Source organism: Neobacillus sp. SAB-20_R2A (assembly GCF_049568635.1).
Taxonomy (GTDB): Bacteria; Bacillota; Bacilli; order Bacillales; family Cytobacillaceae; genus Neobacillus; species Neobacillus citreus.
The window spans coordinates 2,974,465-2,997,090 of the sequence record NZ_CP145895.1 but is presented as its reverse complement, the minus strand read 5'-3'; the positions used below and the strand labels follow the sequence as shown (position 1 = coordinate 2,997,090).

Here is a 22,626-nt window from a genome sequence, read left to right as displayed (position 1 = left end):
CCTCTATTTCTAAAAGGGGGGTAATCATGGGAGATCAAATAATTCAATCTATACTGGATGGACTAGTGAGTGGCAGCATTTATGGATTAATGGCGATTGGCTTTACCCTTGTATTTGGCATTATGCATGTTATTAACCTTGCACATGGCGAATTGTATATGCTGGGTGCTTTTACTACGTTCATTATGGTTGGTGTCTATCATATTAACTTCTTTGTAGCGATTCTTGCGGCCATGTTGATTGTCGGCGGTCTTGGATTTTTGATTGAGCGCTATATTTTCCGGCCGCTCAGAAATACGGCTATGTTAAATACTTTATTAGCTTCCATTGGGTTATCTATCTTTATCAGCAATCTAGTTTTGAAGATTGCAGGGACAGGAATGAGAAGCATTCCGACGCCTTTTTCTGATAAGAGTTTTACAATCATCGGTGCTTCTATTTCCACCCATCGTTTAATGGTGTTGTTACTGACGGCATTATTAGTGGCGGTTCTATTTTGGGTCATTAAATTTACGAAGTTTGGAAGGTCGCTAAGGGCAACATCACAGGATCAAGATGCATCGGCCCTGATGGGGGTCAACATAAACCTTACATACGGCCTGGTGTTTGCGATTAGTGCCGGGATGGCGGCGATGGCGGGCGGATTAATTGGTTCACTATATGTCGTTGACCCGACAATGGGGTTAGGGCCTGGCTTGAAAGCTTTTATTATTGTCATTCTTGGCGGAATGGGGAGTGTCGTTGGGGCGATTGTCGGTGCCTTCGTTATGGGGTACGCCGAAACGTTTACCTCTCTATTCTGGGCTGCTTCCTACCAAGATTTAGTGGGATATATTCTGTTAATTTTGGTTCTTTTACTAAAACCTAATGGCTTGTTTGGGGGGGCGAAAAGATGATCAATAACCGAATGAAAATGGGAACGATTATCGCGGTCTTGGTTGTTCTCTCTGTCTTGCCGTTCCTATTAGACTCGTATTTAATCCACATTCTCAATCAAATTGGTATATGGGTCATCCTAACTGCCAGCCTTAACCTGATGGTCGGGTATACCGGTCAGCTCTCGTTTGCCCATGTTGGTTTGTTTGCAGTTGGCGCTTACACAAGTGCCATCTTGACAACTTTAGCAGGCTTTTCGTTTTGGGCTTCCTTCCCCATTGCAGCAATCGTTGCGGGGGTATTGGGGTTTATAATTGGGCTTCCGGTACTGCGCTTTAAAACCCACTTTTTTGCCATCGTTACCTTGGGTTTTGGCGAGATTATCCGCTTAACCATCTATAATTGGCGGGATTTAACCGGCGGACCAAATGGTATTTATAACATTCCGTTTCCAACTAATATTCTCGGGCTGGATTTTGCCCTGCGTGAACACTTTTATTACTTAATATTAATCAGTGCGGTTTTGGTAGTTTTGTTTGTGAAGCTGTTAATTGGCTCGAGAACGGGTAAAGCCATGATCGCCATCCGCGAGAATGAAAACTTTGCGTTGTTTGTCGGGATTAATACTTGGAAAGTAAAGATTTTTGCTTTTACGTTAAGTGCCGCGCTCGCTGGATTTGCAGGCAGTCTTTATGCATCCTATAACTCCTATATATCCCCGTATTCCTTTACCGTTTCAGAGTCTGTCAGTATACTTCTGATGGTCATTATCGGGGGGATGGGAACCATCATCGGACCGATTTTAGGCACAACCTTCCTTATCTTTCTGCCTGAGCTGTTACGCAGTGTATCGGAATGGCGGATGGTGATTTACGGAGGATTGCTTGTTTTAACGATTATGTTTATGCGTGACGGTATTCTTGGTCTCCTTAAGAGTTTATTCCGGAAAAAGAAACACCATAGCGAAAAAAATCTTCTGTCGACAGGAAAGGAGGAGGCAGCCATTGCTGGAAGTGAAAGGAATTAGCCGATTCTTTAAAGGTTTAGTGGCACTTGACAATGTTTCGTTTACGGTTGAGCAAGGGGATATTTTGGGGATTATCGGTCCAAACGGGGCCGGAAAGAGTACGCTTTTTAACTGTATCACCTGCTTTTTCCCGCCTTCACAAGGAGAAGTCTATTTAGAAGGAAAGAAGATTACAGGCTTAAATCCTTTTCAAATTACAGAATTGGGTTTAACAAGAACCTTTCAGCATACGCAGGTTTTTCCTAAATTGTCTGTCTATGAAAATATCACAACTGGACAGTACGTAATGAAAAGAAAAGACCCATCAAGAACGAAGCGCCAGCTTGAACAAAAGGCATTCGAGATTATGGAGTTCGTCGGTGTCAGCGAATATAAAGATACCACTGCTGAAAACTTGAGTCTGGGCTATCAAACCCGGCTCGCCATTGGCATTGCTTTGGCAACAGAACCAAAGCTGTTTCTCCTCGATGAACCTGCCGCCGGGATGAATCCAGAGGAAACGAAGCAATTGGTGCATTTACTGAGAGAAATCCGGAGCAAATTAGGTGTGACCATTATTTTGATTGAACACGATATGAAAGCCGTCATGGGCTTGTGCGACAAAATTGTCGTATTGGAGTACGGCAAGAAAATTGCTGAAGGAACACCACAGGAAATCCAAGAAAATCCTCGTGTGATTGAAGCCTATTTAGGGAGTGAGGCACTTGCTTAAAATCGAGAATCTTCAAGTCCATTATGATAAAGTACAGGTCATCCATGATGTCTCGCTGGAGGTCAATGAGGGCGAAATCGTGACCCTCATCGGCTCAAATGGTGCGGGGAAGACCACGTTATTACGAACCATTTCCGGTATTAAAAGGGCTTCTGGAGGGTCGATTACTTTTATGGGAGAGCCGATCCATCAGATGACCTCCCATAAAATTGTGGAGATGGGAATTGGGCATGTTCCGGAAGGACGGCATGTTTTCCCTGACATGTCTGTCTATGAAAACCTGCAAATGGGTGCCTTCCGCCGCAAGGATTCACAGGCTGCTATCAAAAAGGATTTAGAACACATCTTTGACCTTTTTCCCCGGCTGAAGGAACGAAGCCAGCAAATGGCGGGAACGATGAGCGGCGGGGAACAGCAAATGCTGGCAATAGGCCGGGCGATTATGGCAAAGCCTAAGTTGTTTTTGTTTGATGAACCATCGTTAGGCATAGCCCCCATCATTGTTGCCGAAATTTTCAAGATGATTAAAAGGATGAACGAAGAAGGCTCCACCATTCTATTAGTGGAACAAAATGCCAATGCCGCGTTAAAGATTTCCGACCGGGCTTATATTCTTGAAACAGGCAGAATCGGCCTCGAAGGCCAGTCATCTGACTTATTAAATGATGATCGGGTCAGAAAAATTTATCTTGGGTTTTAACGGAGAGGAGAGGTCGGTTATGGACTTTGAAACGATTTTATATAAAGAATCACCTGAAGAAGGAATTGCATGGGTGACGATGAACCGTCCGCAAAAACGAAATGCCATTAATAAAAAGATGATTCTGGAGATGGGGGACGCCTTCCGCCGTGCCGAGAATAATGAAGACATTCGCGTGATTATCTTTAATGGCGAAGGTCCTTGTTTTTCGGCTGGACATGATTTGTCAGTCGAGGAGCAATATCCGAATACTTCTGAGGAACGGATTCAATGGGAGCGGAAGTATTACTTTGATGAAATCATGTATTTGCGGAATATCCGTAAACCATTAATCTCTCAGGTTCATAGTTATTGTATCGCCGCAGGGCTGGTATTGGCGTTAATGGCCGATATTGTCATCGTTTCAGAGGATGCCGTGTTTAATGATCCTGTTGTCAGAATGGGTGCCAATAGTCAGGAAGTCATGATCCTGCCATGGGTGGTTGGTGAGAAAAAAGCCAAAGAATTGCTTTTTACAGGTGATAGTTTAACCGCTCAGGAAGCATTGCGGCTTGGAATGGTCAATAAAGTAGTTCCGCGAGAGGGGCTGGATGATGCGGTTTATGAAATGGCCAAAAGAGTGGCCCTCATGCCGCTGATGGCAGTATCACTTGTGAAAGAGTCAATTAACAATACCCTTGATAATATGGGCTATACCAACTCTATGAAGATGCACTTTGCCTCCCATTTGTTAAGCCACTCTACCGAAGAAGCCAGATATGGAATGGGAAATCATAAACGCGGGGATTTGAGGAAACTTTTCGATGAACGAGATAAAAGTTTTCAATCATGACTTAGTTAAAAGCATTGGTGATTTTTAACCAATTGGAAATAACTTAATTAACTCCAAAGATATAATTAACCTTTGGAGTTTTTTTCGTATTTCATAGCTTACAAAAAGTATTCATTTTATGAATTATTATTATAGATCAAAGTCTATATTAAGAGAAAATAGAGGAGTGTTGCAAAGAAAAATGAAGCTTAATAATAGAGTGGCAATTGTTACAGGCGGCGCTAGCGGAATTGGAGAATATACGGTTAGAGAAATGGTGAAAGAAGGAGCAAAGGTTATAATTGCCGATCTGGATAAAGAGAAAGGCAATCAACTTTCTCAGGAACTGCATCAAACTAACGTTATTTATTCTTATTGTGATGTAACGGATGAAACGCAAATAGAACAATTAATCAATTTAGCAGTTTCTAAATTTGGGAGAATCGATATTTTGTTTAATAATGCAGGTCTAGGTACTGCTAGCCCTGTTACGGATTTAGCTCTAGAGGATTGGCATAAGGTGCTGGGAGTCAATCTAGATAGTGTTTTTTTAACAGCAAAGCATACCATTCCAGTAATGAAAAGAACAGGTGGAGGCAGTATCGTCAATAATGCTTCAATTTTGGGGCATGTAGGGCAACTCAATGCCGCCGCCTATTCTGCATCAAAAGGGGCAGTTGTAAATCTTACGAAAACATTGGCTATCGAGTACGCAACGGAGAATATTCGAGTAAATACTGTCTGTCCTGGTTATATCGAAACCCCATTCATCTCTCATTTTGATGAACAAAAGAGGGATCAATTAATTTCGCTTCATCCTATGGGCAGATTCGGTAGGCCTCATGAGATCGCAAAGGCTGTTGTCTTTTTAGCCTCTGATGATGCAAGTTTTATTACCGGTACCAGTTTGGTCGTTGATGGTGGTTATACTGCTAGATAATATTTTAGATTAATATAAAGTTAAGTTATCAACTCAATATTGTATGGAAAATTATTAGTGGCTCTGGAAAATTTCCAGAGCCTTTTTTAGTCATTCATATGGGATATTTGGTCACACCGTCTATCTGTGAATTATTCAGCTAACTAAAAAGCCTTTAAAATGGCTAGTTAATAAAAACGAAGGGAAGATTGTATCATGCACCATGTACAGATAAATAGCGGTAACGATTTATCCAAAGAAGTTATTTCGCGGTTGCACCGCCATCAATAGCTATTTCTGCACCAGTAATATAACATGCATCGTCTGAAGCTAAAAATAATACCAAATTTGCTACTTCTTCAGGTTGTGCCGCACGGCCTAGTGGAATACTTTGTAATGCTGCTTTTGTTAATTCAGGATTATCTGTCACTACCGATACCATTGGAGTATCGATAAAACCAGGGTGAACAGAATTAACACGAATATTATCTGGACCTAATTCAACAGCAGCATCCTTGGTTAATAGACGAATGGCACCTTTTGATGCAGTATAATGAATACCAGCTGCACCACCAACAAGACCAGCCATGGAAGAAATGTTCACAATTGATCCTCCGCCATTTTTTCTTAATTCTGGAATAACTGATTTAATTCCCAAGAATTGACTTGTTGCATTAACTGTCATAAATTTATTCCAACCGGCTAAATCAACATCATCTATTAAAGCAAAACCAGCAGCACCGCCAATACCTGCATTATTGACAAGGACGTCAAGTTTTCCATATGTATTGACGGCTTTATTCACTACTTCTTGCCATTGTTCTTCTTTTGTTACATCGTGATTAACAGCAACTGCTTCTCCGCCGTTATCTTGAATTTCCTTTACCACTTTTTCCAATAATTCGATTTGAATATCTGTTGCGACTACTTTTGCGCCTTCCCTTGCAAATAAACGCGCCTCTGCTGCTCCCTGACCGCTTGCAGCACCAGTTATTATTGCTACTTTACCCGATAAACGACTCATAAAAATCCCCCCATTTGTCAGACTTTTCAAAAAGTTTTACCGCTTTCATTCTAGCAAAAAAGAAAAAATTAGTCACCTATTTAATTGAAAATTTGTTCAAAGAGTCTAGGAAACATTTGGAAAAAAGATATTTTTGTCAACAATGCCGAGTATCCAACACAAAAATTTGCTCTGGCTTTATTAAGGACTGCATGAATTTTTTTTGCAAAGACAAGAAAATTTGCAAAAAAATTCTCAAAAAAGGAAAAAGAAAAAATACTTTCCGACTAAAAAACCTCGTCTATTCCACATGTTGTGTTTGGCATGAAAGTTGCAAAGGGTATAACGAAGTACAAATCAATCCATATCGATTGAAAACGCTTACCCAAAGGGGGTGGTCGGATTACATAAAAATTTATCCGAAGATTCGTAGTTTTTTATTATGTGTAAAGGAGTGTTTTCCAATGGGAAAAATGAAGGCAGCAGTTTATTATGGTCCAAGGGACATTCGAGTTGAAAATGTTGAGATTCCAGAAGTTGGGCCAAATGATATTTTGCTCAAGGTAAATGCTTGCGGAATTTGTGGGTCGGATGTTCATAGTTATGGTTCGGGAATGTATATTGAAAAAGGCCAAATCATGGGGCACGAATTTTCAGGTGAAGTAGTCAAGGTTGGTGCCCTTGTAAAAGATATCGAAGTGGGCGAAAGAGGAACAGGGTTCCATTCAGGGGTATGCGGCACCTGTTTTTGGTGCAAAAGAAACGAATTTACACTATGCCCCAATTTATTTAAGGCATCTACAGGATACGGTCTCCAGGGAGCGTTTGCCGAATATCTAGTAATCCAAAATGCGATGAATGGAGTAAGTTTCCATAAAATCCCGGATCACCTCGATCCTATTACGGCCGCGACAATAGAGCCAGTTTCAGTTGCGGCCTATACGGTAGATCTTTGTCAACCCAAGAAAGGGGATAAGGTTGCCGTTCTTGGTGCAGGGCTAATTGGCAACGCGTGTATGCAAGTGTTTAAATCCTATGAAGTGGCTCAGGTTGCTGTTAGTGAGGTATCGGAAATTAGATTGGATATGGCAAAATCATCAGGAGCCGATGTCGTCATTAACGCAGCCAAAGAAAATGTATTAAATAGAGTCAAAGAATTATATGGTGCAGGTCCCTACCATTTTAACGTGGGGGCGATGACGGATATCGTGGTTGAAGCATCTGGCGCACCTTCGGCGGTTGAAGATAGCTTTGAACTTGTCCGAAGCGGCGGTGTCATTGCGTTTGTTGGCCTTCCTGAAAAAAAGGCACTCCTTGACACGACCAAGATTGTCCACAAAGCACCGAGAATTCTCGGCTGCTTAGGCGGCGATTTCCATCGATCAATCGAGTTATTAACAAATCAACAAGTGCAAACCAAGCATTTAATTACCCATGTGTTCCCGATTGATCACGCCAAAGAAGCTTTTGAAACCCAAATGAATCCACATGCTTCAGTAAAGGTCATGATTGAGTTTTAATTAGGTTTTCCTTAACCGGCGACTGGCTTTTTTATAGATTCCAGTGCCTGACAGTTTGGTATTGATTTGACCAAAATCTACAACAAGGGGTTTTGTGATGAATGTATTAATCCTAGGGGGCAGTAAAGGAATCGGAAGAGCTACGGCTATACAATTTAGCTCAGAAGGAAATCAAATATTTGTGAATTACGCCCATGATGATGCAGCAGCAGTAGCAACAGCCTCGGAAATTACGGAAAGGGGAGCGGAAGCGCACATAATCAAGGCCGATGTCGGCGACCCGTTGGCGATAAAAGAGATGTTGGGACAGATTAAAAGCAAGACTAATAGACTGGACTTGATTGTTCATTGTGCCGTGGCCATTATCCCCGGCGAAGGGTTATCCCTTTCCTGGGAACATTGGCAACGGGCAATTGCAGTTAGTAATCTTTCCTTGATCGAAACCATTCGCGAAGCGATGCCATTGCTGCATTATGGCTCTTCGGTTATCGCCCTTTCCAGTCGTGGTTCCGACCATGTAGGACCATATTATGCGGCTATGGGCTCAACGAAGGCGTTTACCGAGGCAATCGTTCGTTATCTTGTCCTCGAACTAGCTCCGAAGGGTATCCGGATTAATGTGATTTCCCCGGGGACATTGGATACAGAGGCACTAAGGCAGGTAATACCGGAAAAAGTTGAAGAGTATCTGGAATATGAAAGAACGATAAACCCCAGTGGGCGCGGGCTTCAATTTGAGGACGTGACTCAGGTCATTGCCTTTTTGGCAAGTCCGGGCGCTCAGATGATCCAAGGCAGAGTCATCCCGATCGATGGGGGCCGGGGATTGCTATAATTCTATAAATTTCTAAATGGTAACCTATACCATCCTGCTAAGTTAAGTCAGCCTTTTATATATTCACCCAAAATTAATGGAGGTGCAAGTGTATGAAGTATGCTGCTGCTGCAGATATAGAAGTGACAAAGAAAAGGTTTATTGTTTTAGCCATTGTGTTTGCAATTAATTTTGTAGTTTGGATGGATGAAAGCGTCTTTGCCGTCTTGACCCCGCTATGGAGCGGATCACTTAAATTAACTACGGCACAAATTGGTTCGGCCTCTGCGGCCTATCTACTAGGCTATTTCCCTGTATTATTTATTGCGGGGATTTTGTCGGACCGGATAGGTGCTAAAAAGATGCTGGTCATCTGTCTAGTCGGAGTATCGGTATTGAGTGCATCGATGGCGTTTGTAGACTCCTATTCTACTCTTTACCTTCGAAACATTGTTTTCGGAATATTTTTTGGCTTTTTATGGGCTCCATGTAATAAAATGATGGCCATGTGGCTGCCGAGCAGAGAAAGAGCGCGCTACGCTGCCATTTGGATGAGCTTTACGATGGCATCCGGGGCGATCGGAGCTATTGTCGCACTGCCTATTTCAGATGCTATTGGCTGGGAAAAAGTATTTTTGCTTGTTTCTGTCTTAGCTATTCCATTAATTTTCTTCCTTATTTTTAAAACTACTGATCGTCCCGAAGATTTTAAAGGCATTTCAAAAGAAGAAGTAGCTTATATTTATTCGGACCAGCCTTCTATTGAAGAACAAAATGCCGAAAAATTCCAATGGTCCCATTTAAGGGATTTGTTTAAACAACGAACTGTTTGGACGATGGCGATTGCAACCGGTTTAGGTACAACACCGACTTGGCTGATTGGCACTTGGGGGTCTTATACGCTATTAAATGAGTTTAAAGTTACGCCTGCAACCGCTTCGATGATGATATTTTTCGTCACATTTATCCCGATAATCTTTGGCTTTCTTAGCGGACCGATGATTAATAAATTTTTTGGCGGAAAATGCCGTCCGGCTTTAGCCTTTGGTCCATTGGTAAGTGGATTGGCCTTTTTTTCAGCCGCCCTGTTAAGTCCGAATTATATTGTGTGGGCGATCCTGATTTCCGGGTTTGGTTTTTTCTGTAATCCGTTCTTTTGGGGGACGGTTAATGCCTATTGGGCAGGGATTGCAAAACCGGAATACTCTGGTACGCTAAATGGGTTATCAGCGGCATTACAGGTAGCATTCGGTTATATCCTTGTGAACATGAGCGGCAAATGGATTGACCCTTCGGTTAGCGGCCCCGCAGCCCTAAATAAGATCTGGATCATTGGCGGTTGTGTCTTTTTAGCTACAATTGTATTAGTTTACCTATCGAAGGAAGTTAGGGTTAATGCCACATCAAATCCAGATTTATCTAATAGTGGATCCAATCAAGAAAAACCTGCGCCTACAATTATCTGAAAAATATGAAAAGTGAAAATTTAGTAAAGTACTAAAAAAATAAAGATCATAATGCACCTACCTTTATAGAGTGACCCTGGAGAATTTAGGGTCACTTTTTTCATGCTGCCAAACAAAGGGAATTCCAATTTTCTCAAGAATAATAAATATAACGGGAAAATTCCTAATAATATGAAAAATAGCAGATTAATTTCTCGAATTATTGTGATATTTACGTAATTTGTTGGTTGGCACGAAACTTGCATCTGTTTTTAATATAGAAAATGCACTTCATCTATTAAAACGCTTTCACGTTTTGCTTATTGGAGGAGGGATCTTCTCATGGAACCTTTAAAAATACACTGTTTTACTTCAGGAAAACTGCAAACCAACAGTTACGTCATTTCAGATCTTGAAGATACCTTTTGTATTGTCATCGATCCGGGGGAAAATCCCGATGAAATGATAGAATTTATCGGCAGCAGGAAAATTGAATACATCCTTTTAACTCACAGCCATTATGATCATATCTCTGGTTTAAACATCCTTAAAAAAATTACAGATGCTTCTGTCATTGTCCATAGCTCGGAAGCGGAATGGCTGATGAATCCAAGTTTAAACCTTTCCAGTAAGGATCATTCCGTAATAGTTTGTGAGTGGCCCGACATTTTACTTAATGGCGGTGAGACCATCCATTGTCATTCTTTTTCTATCAATGCAATCCACACACCTGGCCATACTCCAGGAAGTGTATGTTATCTCATAAACGGCAGTTATTTGTTTACTGGAGATACATTGCTGGCCGGGGCAGCAGGACCATCCAATCTCCCATACGGCAACCGTGAACTGCTGAAAGCATCTATTGCACAAAGGCTGTTTTGTCTAGCAAATGATATTGTCATATATCCGGGGCATGGAGGCAAGTCATCGATTGGTTTTGAGAAAAGTCATCCAGTGCTGCCGCATATCAAACACATCATTTAAAAAAAGGTACTGAAAGGGGGTGTTTCCACAGTTTCGGGGCGTCTTAATTCTATAGATATTCTTAAACATGATTTCGTTTAATTTTAAGAAGGAGTGAATAAAAGTGGCTGAAATCTATCAAAAAGACATTGATTTAAAGAATTACAGCAAAGAAGAGTTAATTGGGTATTATCGTGAAATGGTGAAAATCAGGAAATTTGATGAAAATTTAATTCGCTTAATGATGGAAGGAAAAGTTTCCGGTTTTTACCATTCTGGAATTGGTTCTGAAAGCGTTTCAGTAGGCTCGATTACTAATATTCTTCGGGACGAAGATTATATTTATTATAATCATCGCGGTTGTAATCAAAAGATTGCTAAAGGCGTGCCGCTTTCGAAAATCTATGGAGACTTTTTAGGAACTGTGGAAGGAACTACCCGGGGACTGGGAGCTGGGATTGTACATAGTGCCGACCCATCACGGGGGGTATTGGGGCAATGCGGGACGATAGGTTCCCAGTTTAATATTGCTGTAGGAACCGCCTATTCTTCAAAACTTCAAGATACCGATCGCGTAACCATTGTTTACTTTGGCGATGGGGCAGCATCGAGAGAACCGCTGCATGGATCTTTAAACTGGGCGGGCCTTTACAAATTACCAGTTATCTATATTTGTGAAAACAACGGATATGCCATCTCCTCTACCACAGAGGAAACACATTCCATAAGGGAACATATTGCAGATTGGGCATGGGGATATGGTATTCCAAACTGTGTTGTCGATGGAAATGATGTTTTGTTGATGCATGAATGCGTTCAAGAAGCAGTGGAAAGGGCTAAACGCGGTGAAGGTCCGACCTTTATCGAGGCAAAAACCTTCCGCCACCGCGGCCATTTTGAAGGAGACACTTACGATTATGTCGATCCGGAAGTGTTGAAATATTGGAAAGAACATAAAGACCCAATTAAGAATTATAAAAAACTATTAATTGAAAATAGTATTTGCACTGAAAATGAGCTTTTGAATGTGGAAGAGCAGCTTGATCAGGAAATCCTGGAAGCCATCAAAAAAGCGGATGAAGCACCGCTTCCAAACCCAGAAAGAATCTATGAAGGATTATTTGCCTAAGGAGGAGGGGTAACTGTGAGTACATCTGTAAAAGTAAAAACAATCACTATGCGTGAAGCCATTGTCGAAGCATTGCACGAGGAAATGGAACGTGACGAAAAAACGGTATTGTTTGGTGAAGATGTTGGCAAATTCGGTGGTATTAATGCGATTACCAGAGGGTTATATGAAAAATTCGGAGGAAAAAGGGTTTTCGATACTCCGATTGCTGAAACGACCATTGTCGGTGCCGCACTGGGTATGGCGATCACCGGATTGCGCCCGATTCCTGAATTACAATTTGGAGATTTTGTCGGCATCGCTTTTGATGAAGTATTTAACAAACTGGGAAAATGGCGTTTTATGCACGGAGGCCAAATGGAGGTTCCGGTTACCCTAAGGCTGCCTGTCGGAATCGCAGGCGGTGCCGGTCCTGAGCACTCCCAAAGCCCGCAGGCACTGTTCATGCATGCACCTGGTGTGAAAATAGCTATCCCTTCCACGCCATATGACGCAAAGGGAATGTTAAAATCAGCGATTCGTGACAATAATGCCGTCTTATTCTTCGAACATAAGATGCTCTATGCTGTTAAGGGAGAAGTTCCAGAGGAAGAGTATTTAATTCCGCTCGGCAAGGCTGACGTGAAACGGGAGGGCAAAGATGTGACAATCATTGCAACGGCCCTTCAGGTTCAGACCTCATTAAAGGCAGCAGAGAAACTGGCAAAGCTTGGTGTAGAGGCTGAGGTTGTCGACCCTCGTACGCTCGCTCCACTAGATATGGAAACGATTTTAAGTTCTGTTCGCAAAACGGGCCGGGTTCTAATTGTTCATGAAGAACCGAAAACGGGTGGCTGCGGCGCAGAAATTGCCGCTCAAATATCTGAACAAGCGCTGTTTGATCTTCAAGCACCTATCAAACGCCTTGGCAGCCCTGATGTGCCAATCGCTCAAAGTATTTATTTGGAGCAGTTCTACATTCCTAGTGAAGAGCAGATCATCGAAGCCGTAAAGGAATTAATGGAATACTAGTATCAATAAGAAACGGTGTTTCCACCCTATTAAATATTGGAAACACCGTTCACTCATAGATTACTATCGACTGCAAATAGATGTTATTTACTGACATATTTTAGGAGCGTGAAAAAATGATAGAGATTAAAATGCCGCGTCTAGGTGTAACCATGCAAAACGGAACTGTCTCCGAATGGCTGGTGGAAGAAGGAAACTTCGTCGAAAAAGGCGATTTACTATTTGAGTTGGAAACAGAAAAATCAATGCTTCAAATTGAGGCACAAGAGTCCGGATTCTTGAAGAAAATTGTCGTTCCGTCAGGAAAAGAAGTTCCTGTGAATACCGTTATTGCTGTTATTGGCAACGAAAACGAGGAAATTGATTTATCTCTTTATTATGAAGAAGACAAAGCAAAAGCGGAAACGGCAGCTGCTGTTAAACTTGAAACAAAAGAGGAAACTAGAATGGCAGAGGGACCTAGTGGAACGAATGCTGGGAAAGTGTCACCAAGGGCCAGAAGACTTGCCAAAGAGCTCGGAGTAACCATTGAGAATGTTGTTGGAACGGGCAAAGATGGAATCATTACGGAAGATGACATTCGCAGTTTCGCAAAGTCCGAAAATACAGATATGGTAAAAGAAAGAATTGCTTTAAATAATGTGAAAAGGGCAATGGCTGAAAACATGCTAAACAGTTGGAGAAACATCCCGCAATTTACACAAATGGTCTCCGTCAATATGGAGAACGCCCTAAAAGTGAAGAAAGAGCTTGGCAATGTTTCAATTAATGACATTCTGATCAAATCAGTTGGCAATGCTTTAAAGGATAATTCTATGGTTAATAGCCGCTTTGAGGACCAGCAAATTATTGTATTTAAAGATATCAATATTTCTGTAGCTGTTACCAGTAAAAATGGCTTGGTTGTCCCAGTTGTAAAAAATGTTGAAACCAAATCGGTTTTTGAAATTTCCCAAGAGATTCGCAGTTTAGCAGAGAAGGCTGAAAATAACAAATTAACTGTTGATGATTTTGCAAATGGAACAATTACTGTCTCGAATCTGGGCAGCCTAGGTATTGAAAATGGCACGCCAATCATTAATCCACCGCAATCCTCGTTGGTTTTTGCCGGAGCCATCAAAAAGACTCCTGTTGTCAATGAAGAAGGCGACATCTTCGTTGCACCAATCATGACCCTTTCGATTAGCTATGACCATCGGTTTATTGATGGCGTTACCGGAGCCCAATTTACAAATGATGTGAAACATGCACTGGAAAAGCTAGAAATCTCAGATTTATTTTAAAGAAAAATGCCGGGAGGAATCGTTTATGAGATTAAGAGATAGGGTTGCCATTATCACAGGATCCGGAAGCGGACAAGGCAGAGCGGCTGCTAGAATATTTGCCAGAGAAGGCGCTGCTGTCGTTATTGCTGAGTGGAACGAAGAAAATGGCAAACAGGTGGAAAATGAGATTTTGGCTGACGGTGGGCAGGCCATGTTCATAAAAACCGATGTATCCAATGAAGAAAATATTGTTGCACTTGTTGATGAAGTCATGAATCGTTATGGAAAAATTGATGTTGTTTTCAACAACGCCGGCATCGGTTTTTCAGCCAATTCCAAGTATAAAATGGCGTCATTGATTGATACTCCACAAACTGATTGGAACAATATATTAGGGATCAATTTAAACGGTGTTTATTTGTTGTCCAAACATGTTCTGCCTATCATGATCAAGCAAAATGGCGGAAGCATTATCAATAATGCCTCATTGAATGGAATTGCTGGTGTAACGGGAGCAGATGCCTACACCGCGGCCAAAGGGGGAGTTGTCGCGTTAACCCGGGTGATGGCGGTTGATTATGGAAAATATAATATTCGCGTAAATTGCATATGTCCTGGAGCGATTGATACGCCTATGATTGCGGAAGTTCTAAGTATCCCTGAATTTGCCGAAAAATTCGCGGCTGGATGTCCATTAAGGAGAGTAGGTAAACCCGAGGAAATCGCTAATGCCGCCCTCTTCCTTGCATCGGATGAATCCAGCTACGTGACCGGACTCATAATGCCTGTCGATGGCGGAGTTTATGCGCTGTAAAATACAGCGAAAAACTGTAATAAAATTATTAAAAAATTTCGGGGGATTTTTCTCGTGGACTGTCGAATAGAATTAAGTAGAAAACATTGATCGGGATGTGATTGGAATTGGATCATATTTACACATTGAATGACAGTTTTCGAAACTATGCAGCGCCCCGAACGGAAAAAACATTAAAAAATATTTGGACGAATTACTTCATTAAGAAGAAAGAGATTGGAGCAATTCGTCCTGTTATTTTAAGCTCGTGGAAGCGCTCGCAAAAACATCGAGCAAACCCGTTTGCCAACGAAGCCCCGGTTTGCGACCTGGCGACATTAAAGAAAATACAACAAGAAAACAAGAATATTTTGACGCTGATTCGGCCCTTTATGGATGATTTATTTGAAATGGTGAAAGGTACTGACAGTTTAATTGCGTTTGCAAATAGGGATGGAATCGTCCTCGATTTATGTGGTGACAGTGAAATCGCCATGAATGCGGCATCCATCAACTTCACGGTTGGGGTTAATATGAAAGAAGAGTCAATTGGGACAAATGCAATTGGGACAGCTTTGGCTATTGAAAAACCTATTCAGGTAATTGGCGCCGAGCATTATTGTTCCGTTTGGCATAGTGCCCATTGTTCAAGTGCCCCGATTATCGACCCCTTTACGAACGAACTGATTGGTGTCATTACGTTAATAGGCTATATCCGCACTGCCAATCCCCATTCTCTTGGACTCGTTAAAACTGCCGCAGATACGATTGTGAAATTAATTGAACAGCAAGGCATTATAAAAGAAAAATACATGATGAGCAATTACTTCAGTGCGGCACTTGACTCGATATCAGACGGTATTCTCATTGTCAATCGCTTTGGGGACATTATTCAGGCAAATAAGATTGCCTCTCACTTATTGAAAATACCATTATTGGACGCTGTCAAATGCAGGCTGAGTGACATTGAACATTTACAGCCTTTTTCGAAATACCTATCAGAAACGATCGATGGCAATGAAGTTATTTTTCAGGATGAACTATGCATTCCCCATGATCAAAAGCATAAGTTGATTTTTACAATGAGAAGAATTGATGATGGGAAAGAACATATTGGCTGTATTATCATTCTTAAAAAGAAAGTAAACAAGGAAACCAATAAACTAAAGGCAAAATACTTTTTCTCTTCACTTATTGGTGAGGCACCCCTGTTTAAGCAGGCGATTAAACTGGCGGAAAAGGCGGCCTCTACGGATAAAAGCATCTTGATAACCGGTGAAAGCGGAACAGGTAAAGAGCTTTTTGCTCAGGCCATCCATAATGAGAGCATGCGGCAAAATGAACCATTTCTTGCCATAAATTGTGCGGCCATTCCAAAAGACCTTATAGCAAGTGAATTATTTGGTTATGTAGAAGGTGCTTTCACAAATGCCGCGAAGGGAGGCAGGAAGGGGAAATTTGAAGCTGCGAATGGCGGAACGATTTTTCTTGACGAAATAGGGGATATGCCGCTGGAATTACAAGCCCATTTATTAAGGGTGTTGGAGGAAAAGGAAATTACCCCGGTCGGTTCCCATGTATCAAAGCCTATTGATGTTCGTATTATTGCTGCGACCAATAAGGATTTGGTTGAATTGGTTAAGGAAAACAAATTTCGCCTTGATTTGTTTTATCGTCTAAACGTTATTTACATTCAAATACCTCCTTTGAAAAAACGGAAACAAGATATTGAATTATTTATCAGGCATTTTCTTCCTTCAAAGGAGATAAGCAACGATGTTCTGAAATATTTTTTTGAATACGATTGGCCGGGCAATTTAAGGGAATTCAAAAATGTGATGGAGCAAATCGAAATTTTTTGTGATGAAATGATGGTAACCGAGGAGTATATTCCTGCTTATGTTCGTACGGCTATCCAAAGTGAAAAGGAAGAGTTGAATTTATATCAATCACTGGCAAATGAAACCAGGAAAGACACCTTAATTTCTACTTTGAAAAATAGTGGAAGTGTCTCCCAAGCAGCCACAAAACTGGGAGTATCAGCAAGCACATTATATCGTTGGGCCAGTGAATATCAAATCAATATTAAGGAGTTTATTAAATCGAGTTAAGTATGGTTCTTTGAACCTGATGCATGTATACCCCCGTATTAGCTCCACAAGAAATGACAGAAAACTTGCAAATTAAACACCGAGAAATCAAGTGGCACCAAAATAAGAAAAAAGCATACTAATTTTATTTACAAAATAATACCTTGGCAAAAGAGAGCCATTATTGGTTCTCTTTTGCCTTACTAAATATTTTTTAAAAAGGGAGTGATCAAAAGTGTTTCATTTTACAGAAAGTGAAGAACAACAAAGAATGCTCGATAAGGCTATAGAAATTATGGATAAATATGTATTTCCTAATGAGAAGTATATGGTTCCACATCGTGGGCTGCCGGATGAAATCTTAAAGCCCTTGCAGAAAATAGTAAAAGATAACGGATTATGGGCCGCCCACTTACCGAAGGAATACGGCGGTATGGGAATGGGGTTCGTCTCTTTAGGTCTGCTGTCTGAGGTGATTGGCCAAAGTCCAATTGGACCCTATATCTTTGGTTCGATGGCCCCAGATGCAGGAAACGGTGAGATTCTAGTTCATGCGGCAACAGAAGAACAAAAGGACAAATATTTAAGGCCGCTCGCAAACTACCATATCCGCTCCTGCTTTGCCATGACAGAGCCGGAAGTTTCTGGTTCTGACCCGAGAACATTACAAGGCACGGCTGTAAAAGATGGTGATGAGTGGGTCATAAACGCCCATAAATGGTACACAACAGGAGCAGAGGGGGCTGCTTTTGCCATTGCTATGGTGGTGACGGATCCCGCTGCAGACCCATACAACAGAACAAGTTTGTTCATTGTTGATACCGATAATCCGGGCTTTGAAATTGTTCGCGAGGTTCCTGTTTTAGGTGACCATTATGTCGGGGGACACTGTGAAGTCCGTTTTTCAAACTGCCGGATTCCGGAGAAAAACATGCTCGGGAGACGCGGCGAAGGCTTTAAGTTGGCCCAGCTGCGCTTAGGTCCCGGCCGGATTACCCATGCCATGCGCTGGATAGGGGTTGCCCGTCGCTCACTAAATGAAATGATCGCTTATTCTTTAACGAAAAAAGACGGTAATAAGACTCTCGCAGACTCGCAAATTATCCAAAATTACATCGCCGATTCAGAAGCAGAAATACAAGCCTCAAGACTTCTTACATTGCATGCAGCCTGGAAAATGGACCAGGGCGATGAAGCCCGCAAAGAAGTATCCCTTATCAAGTTTTACGGAGCCCAAGTACTGAACAATGTGATTGACCGTGCCATTCAAACTCTTGGAATGTACGGTTTAACCCCAAATACACCGCTCGAAGGCCTGTACCGTGAAGCAAGGGCAGCCCGCATTTATGATGGTGCCGACGAGGTCCACCGAATGGTCGTAGCGAGACACGTATTAAAAGAGTATCAAGCAAAGGAGAGGTTGAATGAGCCAGCAGCAGTTCCAAAATAAAGTAACTGAAGTGAATTGGTCAAAGGTTGAAGAGTATCTCAAGCAGGAAATCCCTGTACTAAGTGACGAACCCATTCAGGTCAAAGCGTTTTCTGCTGGGTACTCCAACTTAACTTACTTTATCCAAATAGGAGATTGGCAGGCAGTATTAAGAAGACCACCGTTTGGCGCCATCCCTCCTAAAGCTCATGATATGAAAAGAGAATTTATCATCCTTCAGAAACTAAATCGCGTTTTTCCATTAGCACCTAAACCCTTTCTTTATTGTGAGGATTCAAGGATTATGGAGCGGCACTTTTATGTGATGGAGAAAAAAGAAGGTGTCGTGATTGATGATTCAATTCCTGATGAGTTTCAAACCCAAGAAAATACCGGCTTACTAGTTTCTAATGCCGTTGTGGATACCCTGGCAGAGTTGCATGCCGTAGATTATGAAGCAGCCGATCTGCAAGATTTCGGATATCCGGATGGGTACTTAAGCCGGCAGGTGCATGGCTGGATTAAACGATTCCATAACTCGAAAACAGATGATATTCCTTCCGTTGAAAAATTAGAGAAGTGGTTAATTGACAATATCCCATCTTCACCCGCACCATCTATCGTTCATAATGATTTTAAATTAAATAATATGATGTTTTCAGCCAGCAACCCAGGAGAAGTCGTCGGCGTCTTTGATTGGGAATTAAGTACAATAGGTGATCCATTAACAGATCTAGCCTCCGCAATCGCCTACTGGGCGGAACCTGGTGAGGAGGATAGCGGATTGACGTCCGTTACAGCCAATTCCGGTTTTCTCTCGAGAAAAGAAATGTTAGAACGATATGCGAAGAAAAGCGGCCGTGATGTATCCAACATTGATTATTATCTTACGTTTGCATTTTATAAAATTGCCGTCATCCTTCAGCAACTTTATTACCGCTGGAAAATTGGCGAAGCACCTGATGAACGCTTTGGCAAACTAGATACGGGCATTAAAAACCTGCTGAAACAAGCGGCAAAAGCACAGCAGAAGGAGCTTTTGCGATAAAAAGCTTTACTTAAGCTAAAAAAAGCTTTCCTATTAGCGGATTTTAGCCGTCTATTAGCTAATTTCCGACTTTTATTATCGAATTTAGCAGTTTTATTAGCGAATTACCCCCGGTTATTAGCGAAGTTATTGCAACCGTTTATTTAGGAGTTAGCCTTTAACAAAGGAGTGAAACACATGCCCAACACAATTGTAGATATTGAGCTCGAAATACTAAAAAAGACTGTCCAGTCCTTTATCAAAAACCATGTTCTGCCCGCAGAACATGCGCCTGAAAAGTATGTAAAAGAGCTTTCCGAGGAAGTTGTCGCCCGACTCAAAACTGAGGCCAAAAAGGCGGGATTACAGGCATTGCATGCCAAACAGGAATGGGGCGGGACAGGATTGTCTTTATCAGCAAGAGCTGTTTTGCTTGAGGAAGCCGCTAAGCACAGGCTGGGACTCTACCACCCTGCCGCTGATGCATTTGGCGGAGACTTCCCAAGTTTTTTGGACAAATGTTCACAGGAGCAGATTGATAAATATATAAAGCCTGCCATCAGCCTGGGCAAGGGATGTTTTGTTGCTGTATGGGAGGAACAGGAAGATAACCATCTTGACAGCTTGACCACGACAGCGATAAAGGACGGAACGGAGTGGATCATTAACGGCCATAAGGCATTCATTCAAAACATGGCCCAATCTTCCTTTGGAGTCATTCTTGTCAACTGTCAATTAGAAAATGGTGATTATCAGCCAGCCTTATTTTTACTGGAGACCAATCAACTTAGTGTTAAGGAAACCGTGCTGATTGATGTTCAATCAACTCATAGTATTGTATTGGAAAATATCCGTGTCAACGATTGTCAACGAGTCGGGGCAATAGGGGAAGGCATAGCTCTCGTTCAGCACTGGCTTGCAGAGGCACAGGTATTGCTTGGTGCAAAAAGTATTGGCGTAGCTACCAAAGCGCTTAAATTAGGGAAACAATATGCAATGTTACGAATAACTAGAGGGAAACCGCTCTCTGAATTTCCAACCATCCGAACCATGCTGGCAAAATCATATTTGAATCTGCAGGCTGCAAGATTAATGGTAAGCGATGCAGCCAAAAAAATAGAATCAAAGGAACAGAACTGGCAGCTTGCAGCCCAAATGGCAAAACTGCAGGCCACCGAAACTGCTTCAAAAGTCATCGATAATATTGTGCAAATACACGGCGGTTCAGGGTTCGCCGGTGACCTGCCAATCGAGCGATGGTACAAGGAAATTCGGATAGCAAGGGTAAACCTACAAAAAGCTGAAACTATCATGGAAAATATTGCCGATATAATACTTTAGAGTTAAAGAAAATTCTCTTAAGGGGTCTGACCTGTCAAGTTTTGGGATTACAAACTTAGCGGGATCCGGCCCTTTTTGAAAATTATTTTTTGAAAATTACAATAAATGGAGGGATTTTCGATTATAAATGGAATTTTAATATAGTAACCTTTTAATTTTAAACATTATGTCAGTTAAGGAGCGATATCATGATAGATTTCATTCGATCAAGACAGTTGTTAGTGGACCAAATGCTTGAGCGGTCAACAAGAAGGTTTCCCAATAAGATTGCCTTAGTGAGCAATGAGATGCGGGTAACTTACGAAGAACTACATAATCGTGTCAACGTCCTGGCTGGCTGGCTCCAATTCAAAGGTATTCAAAAGGGTGACAAGGTTGCCTTGTTACTATTCAATCGAATCGAGTATGCAGAGTGTTTATATGCTTTAGCCAAAATAGGGGCTGTCGCTGTTCCGATTAACTTCCGTTTACAGCCGGCTGAAATTGAGTATATTCTCACAAACTCTGAAGCAAAAATGATCGTTGTTGACAACAAACTTGTTTCTACGATAGAAGCTATTAAAAACCATCTTCCGAACCTTGAAGAAATAGTTGTAGTTGATGATTACAGCCTACATAATGATTCCCATTATCCCTATAATCAGATTTTTGCCAATCCATATACTACTAGTTTGGTAGAGCTTGAAGATGATGATGATTTCTTAATTTGCTATACATCCGGGACAACTGGCAAACCGAAGGGCGCTGTCCTATCTCATAAAAATGTTTATATGAATGCTATGAACTACTCTCTTGAATTTGGCCTTACAAAGGATGAGGTCCAGTTAATTACGACACCGATGTTCCATATCGGCGGGATTTCTGCCTTCTCCATGGTGGTTCTCATGGGAGGAAGGTCTATTTTTCATGATAAATTTGATCCAGAACGCGTATTGGAAACCTTTGACGCTGAGAAAATTACATACAGCTTCATGGTCCCTTCCATGTGGAATATGTTATTGGAACATCCGAGATTTGGAGAATTTGATGTTTCAAGTTTGCGGGTCCTTTGTACTGCCGCTGCTTCCACACCATTAGAATTGAAAAAACGGCTCATGAAGCATTTCCCAAATGCAGGAGTCTTTGATACCTACGGCCAGACAGAAACTTCACCAGGAACCACGACCTTAAAACCAACCGATTCCTTAAATAAATCTGGCTCGGTGGGATTGTCTTTTACCAATGTCGAGATTCGGGTTGTTGATGAGCGGATGCTCGATGTAGAACCGGGGCAGGTTGGCGAAATTATCTTCAGAGGTCCGACCGTTATGAAGGGCTATTATAAAAATCCTGAGGCGACGGCGGAAGCGTTTCGAGGCGGCTGGCTTCACAGCGGCGATTTGGCCGTGACAGATGAAGAAGGGTATATTTCCGTTGTTGACCGCAAAAAGGACATGATTATCAGCGGCGGCGAGAATATTTATCCAAAAGAAATTGAAGAGGTATTATATACCCACCCTAATATTCTTGAAGCAGCAGTCATTGGTGTCCCGGACCCTAAATGGGGCGAAACGGTAAAAGCCTTGATTGTCTTGCGCAATGGGAAAAGTTTAACAGAACAAGAGGTTATCAACTATTGTTCAGGTGCATTAGCAAGCTACAAAAAACCGCGCTATGTAGAATTTTTGGAAGAATTGCCACGGAATGCGGCAGGAAAAATTCTAAAAACTGTTTTAAGAGAATTAGAAAGTACCAGGAAGGAGTCGTAAATT

The 22,626-nt window shown here is 41.7% G+C and carries 20 protein-coding genes; 19 read left to right on the top strand and 1 reads right to left on the bottom strand.

Annotated elements, in window-relative coordinates:
* Window positions 1–26 precede the first annotated feature (26 nt).
* The 6 genes from V5M37_RS14550 to V5M37_RS14525 all read left to right on the top strand — a co-directional run bounded on the left by V5M37_RS14550 (window position 27) and on the right by V5M37_RS14525 (window position 5,066).
* Entirely contained in the window at window positions 27–896 is an 870-nt protein-coding gene (locus tag V5M37_RS14550; RefSeq protein ID WP_423797933.1) for a branched-chain amino acid ABC transporter permease, read from the top strand.
* On the top strand, window positions 893–1,903 hold the full coding sequence (locus V5M37_RS14545) for a branched-chain amino acid ABC transporter permease (RefSeq protein WP_423797932.1): 1,011 nt from the start codon (window positions 893–895) through the stop codon (window positions 1,901–1,903). Before V5M37_RS14550 ends, V5M37_RS14545 begins: the two co-directional genes overlap by 4 nt.
* Window positions 1,890–2,615, top strand: coding sequence for an ABC transporter ATP-binding protein (locus tag V5M37_RS14540; RefSeq protein WP_423802624.1), 726 nt, complete (start codon window positions 1,890–1,892; stop codon window positions 2,613–2,615). The genes V5M37_RS14545 and V5M37_RS14540 overlap by 14 nt, the downstream gene beginning before the upstream one ends.
* The gene (locus tag V5M37_RS14535) at window positions 2,608–3,315 is read left to right on the top strand and encodes an ABC transporter ATP-binding protein (RefSeq protein WP_423797931.1); all 708 of its coding nucleotides are present in this window, start codon (window positions 2,608–2,610) and stop codon (window positions 3,313–3,315) included. The genes V5M37_RS14540 and V5M37_RS14535 overlap by 8 nt, the downstream gene beginning before the upstream one ends.
* 19 nt (window positions 3,316–3,334) lie before the next feature.
* The gene (locus V5M37_RS14530) at window positions 3,335–4,147 is read left to right on the top strand and encodes an enoyl-CoA hydratase (RefSeq protein ID WP_423797930.1); all 813 of its coding nucleotides are present in this window, start codon (window positions 3,335–3,337) and stop codon (window positions 4,145–4,147) included.
* A gap of 181 nt (window positions 4,148–4,328) precedes the next feature.
* Window positions 4,329–5,066, top strand: a complete 738-nt coding sequence (locus V5M37_RS14525) for an SDR family NAD(P)-dependent oxidoreductase (protein WP_423797929.1) — start codon at window positions 4,329–4,331, stop codon at window positions 5,064–5,066.
* Between the two features lie 241 nt (window positions 5,067–5,307).
* Here V5M37_RS14525 and V5M37_RS14520 read toward each other — a convergent pair whose 3' ends face one another.
* Window positions 5,308–6,069 carry an SDR family NAD(P)-dependent oxidoreductase gene (locus V5M37_RS14520; RefSeq protein ID WP_423797928.1) on the bottom strand — a complete coding sequence of 254 codons (762 nt, stop codon included), beginning with the start codon at window positions 6,067–6,069 and terminating at the stop codon, window positions 5,308–5,310.
* Window positions 6,070–6,512: 443 nt separating this feature from the next.
* Here V5M37_RS14520 and V5M37_RS14515 point away from each other — a divergent pair, with 443 nt between their 5' ends.
* The 13 genes from V5M37_RS14515 (at window position 6,513) to V5M37_RS14455 (ending at window position 22,623) form a co-directional block, all read left to right on the top strand.
* The gene (locus V5M37_RS14515; protein WP_423797927.1) at window positions 6,513–7,568 is read left to right on the top strand and encodes a zinc-dependent alcohol dehydrogenase; all 1,056 of its coding nucleotides are present in this window, start codon (window positions 6,513–6,515) and stop codon (window positions 7,566–7,568) included.
* A 97-nt stretch (window positions 7,569–7,665) separates the two neighbouring features.
* Window positions 7,666–8,403: an SDR family oxidoreductase gene (locus tag V5M37_RS14510; RefSeq protein WP_423797926.1), complete on the top strand. Its 738-nt coding sequence runs from the start codon at window positions 7,666–7,668 to the stop codon at window positions 8,401–8,403.
* 92 nt (window positions 8,404–8,495) lie between these two features.
* Window positions 8,496–9,848 (top strand): MFS transporter, encoded by a 1,353-nt coding sequence (locus V5M37_RS14505; protein ID WP_423797925.1) that lies wholly within the window; start codon window positions 8,496–8,498, stop codon window positions 9,846–9,848.
* 321 nt (window positions 9,849–10,169) lie between these two features.
* A complete protein-coding gene (locus tag V5M37_RS14500) occupies window positions 10,170–10,811 on the top strand; it encodes an MBL fold metallo-hydrolase (protein ID WP_423797924.1) in 642 nt (213 codons plus the stop codon).
* A gap of 103 nt (window positions 10,812–10,914) precedes the next feature.
* Window positions 10,915–11,919 carry a thiamine pyrophosphate-dependent dehydrogenase E1 component subunit alpha gene (locus V5M37_RS14495; RefSeq protein ID WP_423797923.1) on the top strand — a complete coding sequence of 335 codons (1,005 nt, stop codon included), beginning with the start codon at window positions 10,915–10,917 and terminating at the stop codon, window positions 11,917–11,919.
* 15 nt (window positions 11,920–11,934) lie between these two features.
* A complete protein-coding gene (locus tag V5M37_RS14490) occupies window positions 11,935–12,930 on the top strand; it encodes an alpha-ketoacid dehydrogenase subunit beta (RefSeq protein ID WP_423797922.1) in 996 nt (331 codons plus the stop codon).
* 116 nt (window positions 12,931–13,046) lie between these two features.
* Window positions 13,047–14,213, top strand: coding sequence for a dihydrolipoamide acetyltransferase family protein (locus V5M37_RS14485; RefSeq protein WP_423797921.1), 1,167 nt, complete (start codon window positions 13,047–13,049; stop codon window positions 14,211–14,213).
* Between the two features lie 25 nt (window positions 14,214–14,238).
* Window positions 14,239–15,009: an SDR family NAD(P)-dependent oxidoreductase gene (locus tag V5M37_RS14480; protein WP_423797920.1), complete on the top strand. Its 771-nt coding sequence runs from the start codon at window positions 14,239–14,241 to the stop codon at window positions 15,007–15,009.
* Window positions 15,010–15,116: 107 nt separating this feature from the next.
* Complete coding sequence (locus V5M37_RS14475; RefSeq protein ID WP_423797919.1) at window positions 15,117–17,099, top strand: sigma-54-dependent Fis family transcriptional regulator; 1,983 nt, start codon at window positions 15,117–15,119, stop codon at window positions 17,097–17,099.
* A gap of 214 nt (window positions 17,100–17,313) precedes the next feature.
* Window positions 17,314–18,528 (top strand): acyl-CoA dehydrogenase family protein, encoded by a 1,215-nt coding sequence (locus tag V5M37_RS14470; protein WP_423797918.1) that lies wholly within the window; start codon window positions 17,314–17,316, stop codon window positions 18,526–18,528.
* Entirely contained in the window at window positions 18,503–19,555 is a 1,053-nt protein-coding gene (locus V5M37_RS14465) for a phosphotransferase family protein (protein ID WP_423797917.1), read from the top strand. Before V5M37_RS14470 ends, V5M37_RS14465 begins: the two co-directional genes overlap by 26 nt.
* Window positions 19,556–19,732: 177 nt before the next feature.
* The gene (locus V5M37_RS14460) at window positions 19,733–20,875 is read left to right on the top strand and encodes an acyl-CoA dehydrogenase family protein (protein ID WP_423797916.1); all 1,143 of its coding nucleotides are present in this window, start codon (window positions 19,733–19,735) and stop codon (window positions 20,873–20,875) included.
* 188 nt (window positions 20,876–21,063) lie between these two features.
* On the top strand, window positions 21,064–22,623 hold the full coding sequence (locus V5M37_RS14455) for a class I adenylate-forming enzyme family protein (protein WP_423797915.1): 1,560 nt from the start codon (window positions 21,064–21,066) through the stop codon (window positions 22,621–22,623).
* Window positions 22,624–22,626 lie beyond the last annotated feature (3 nt).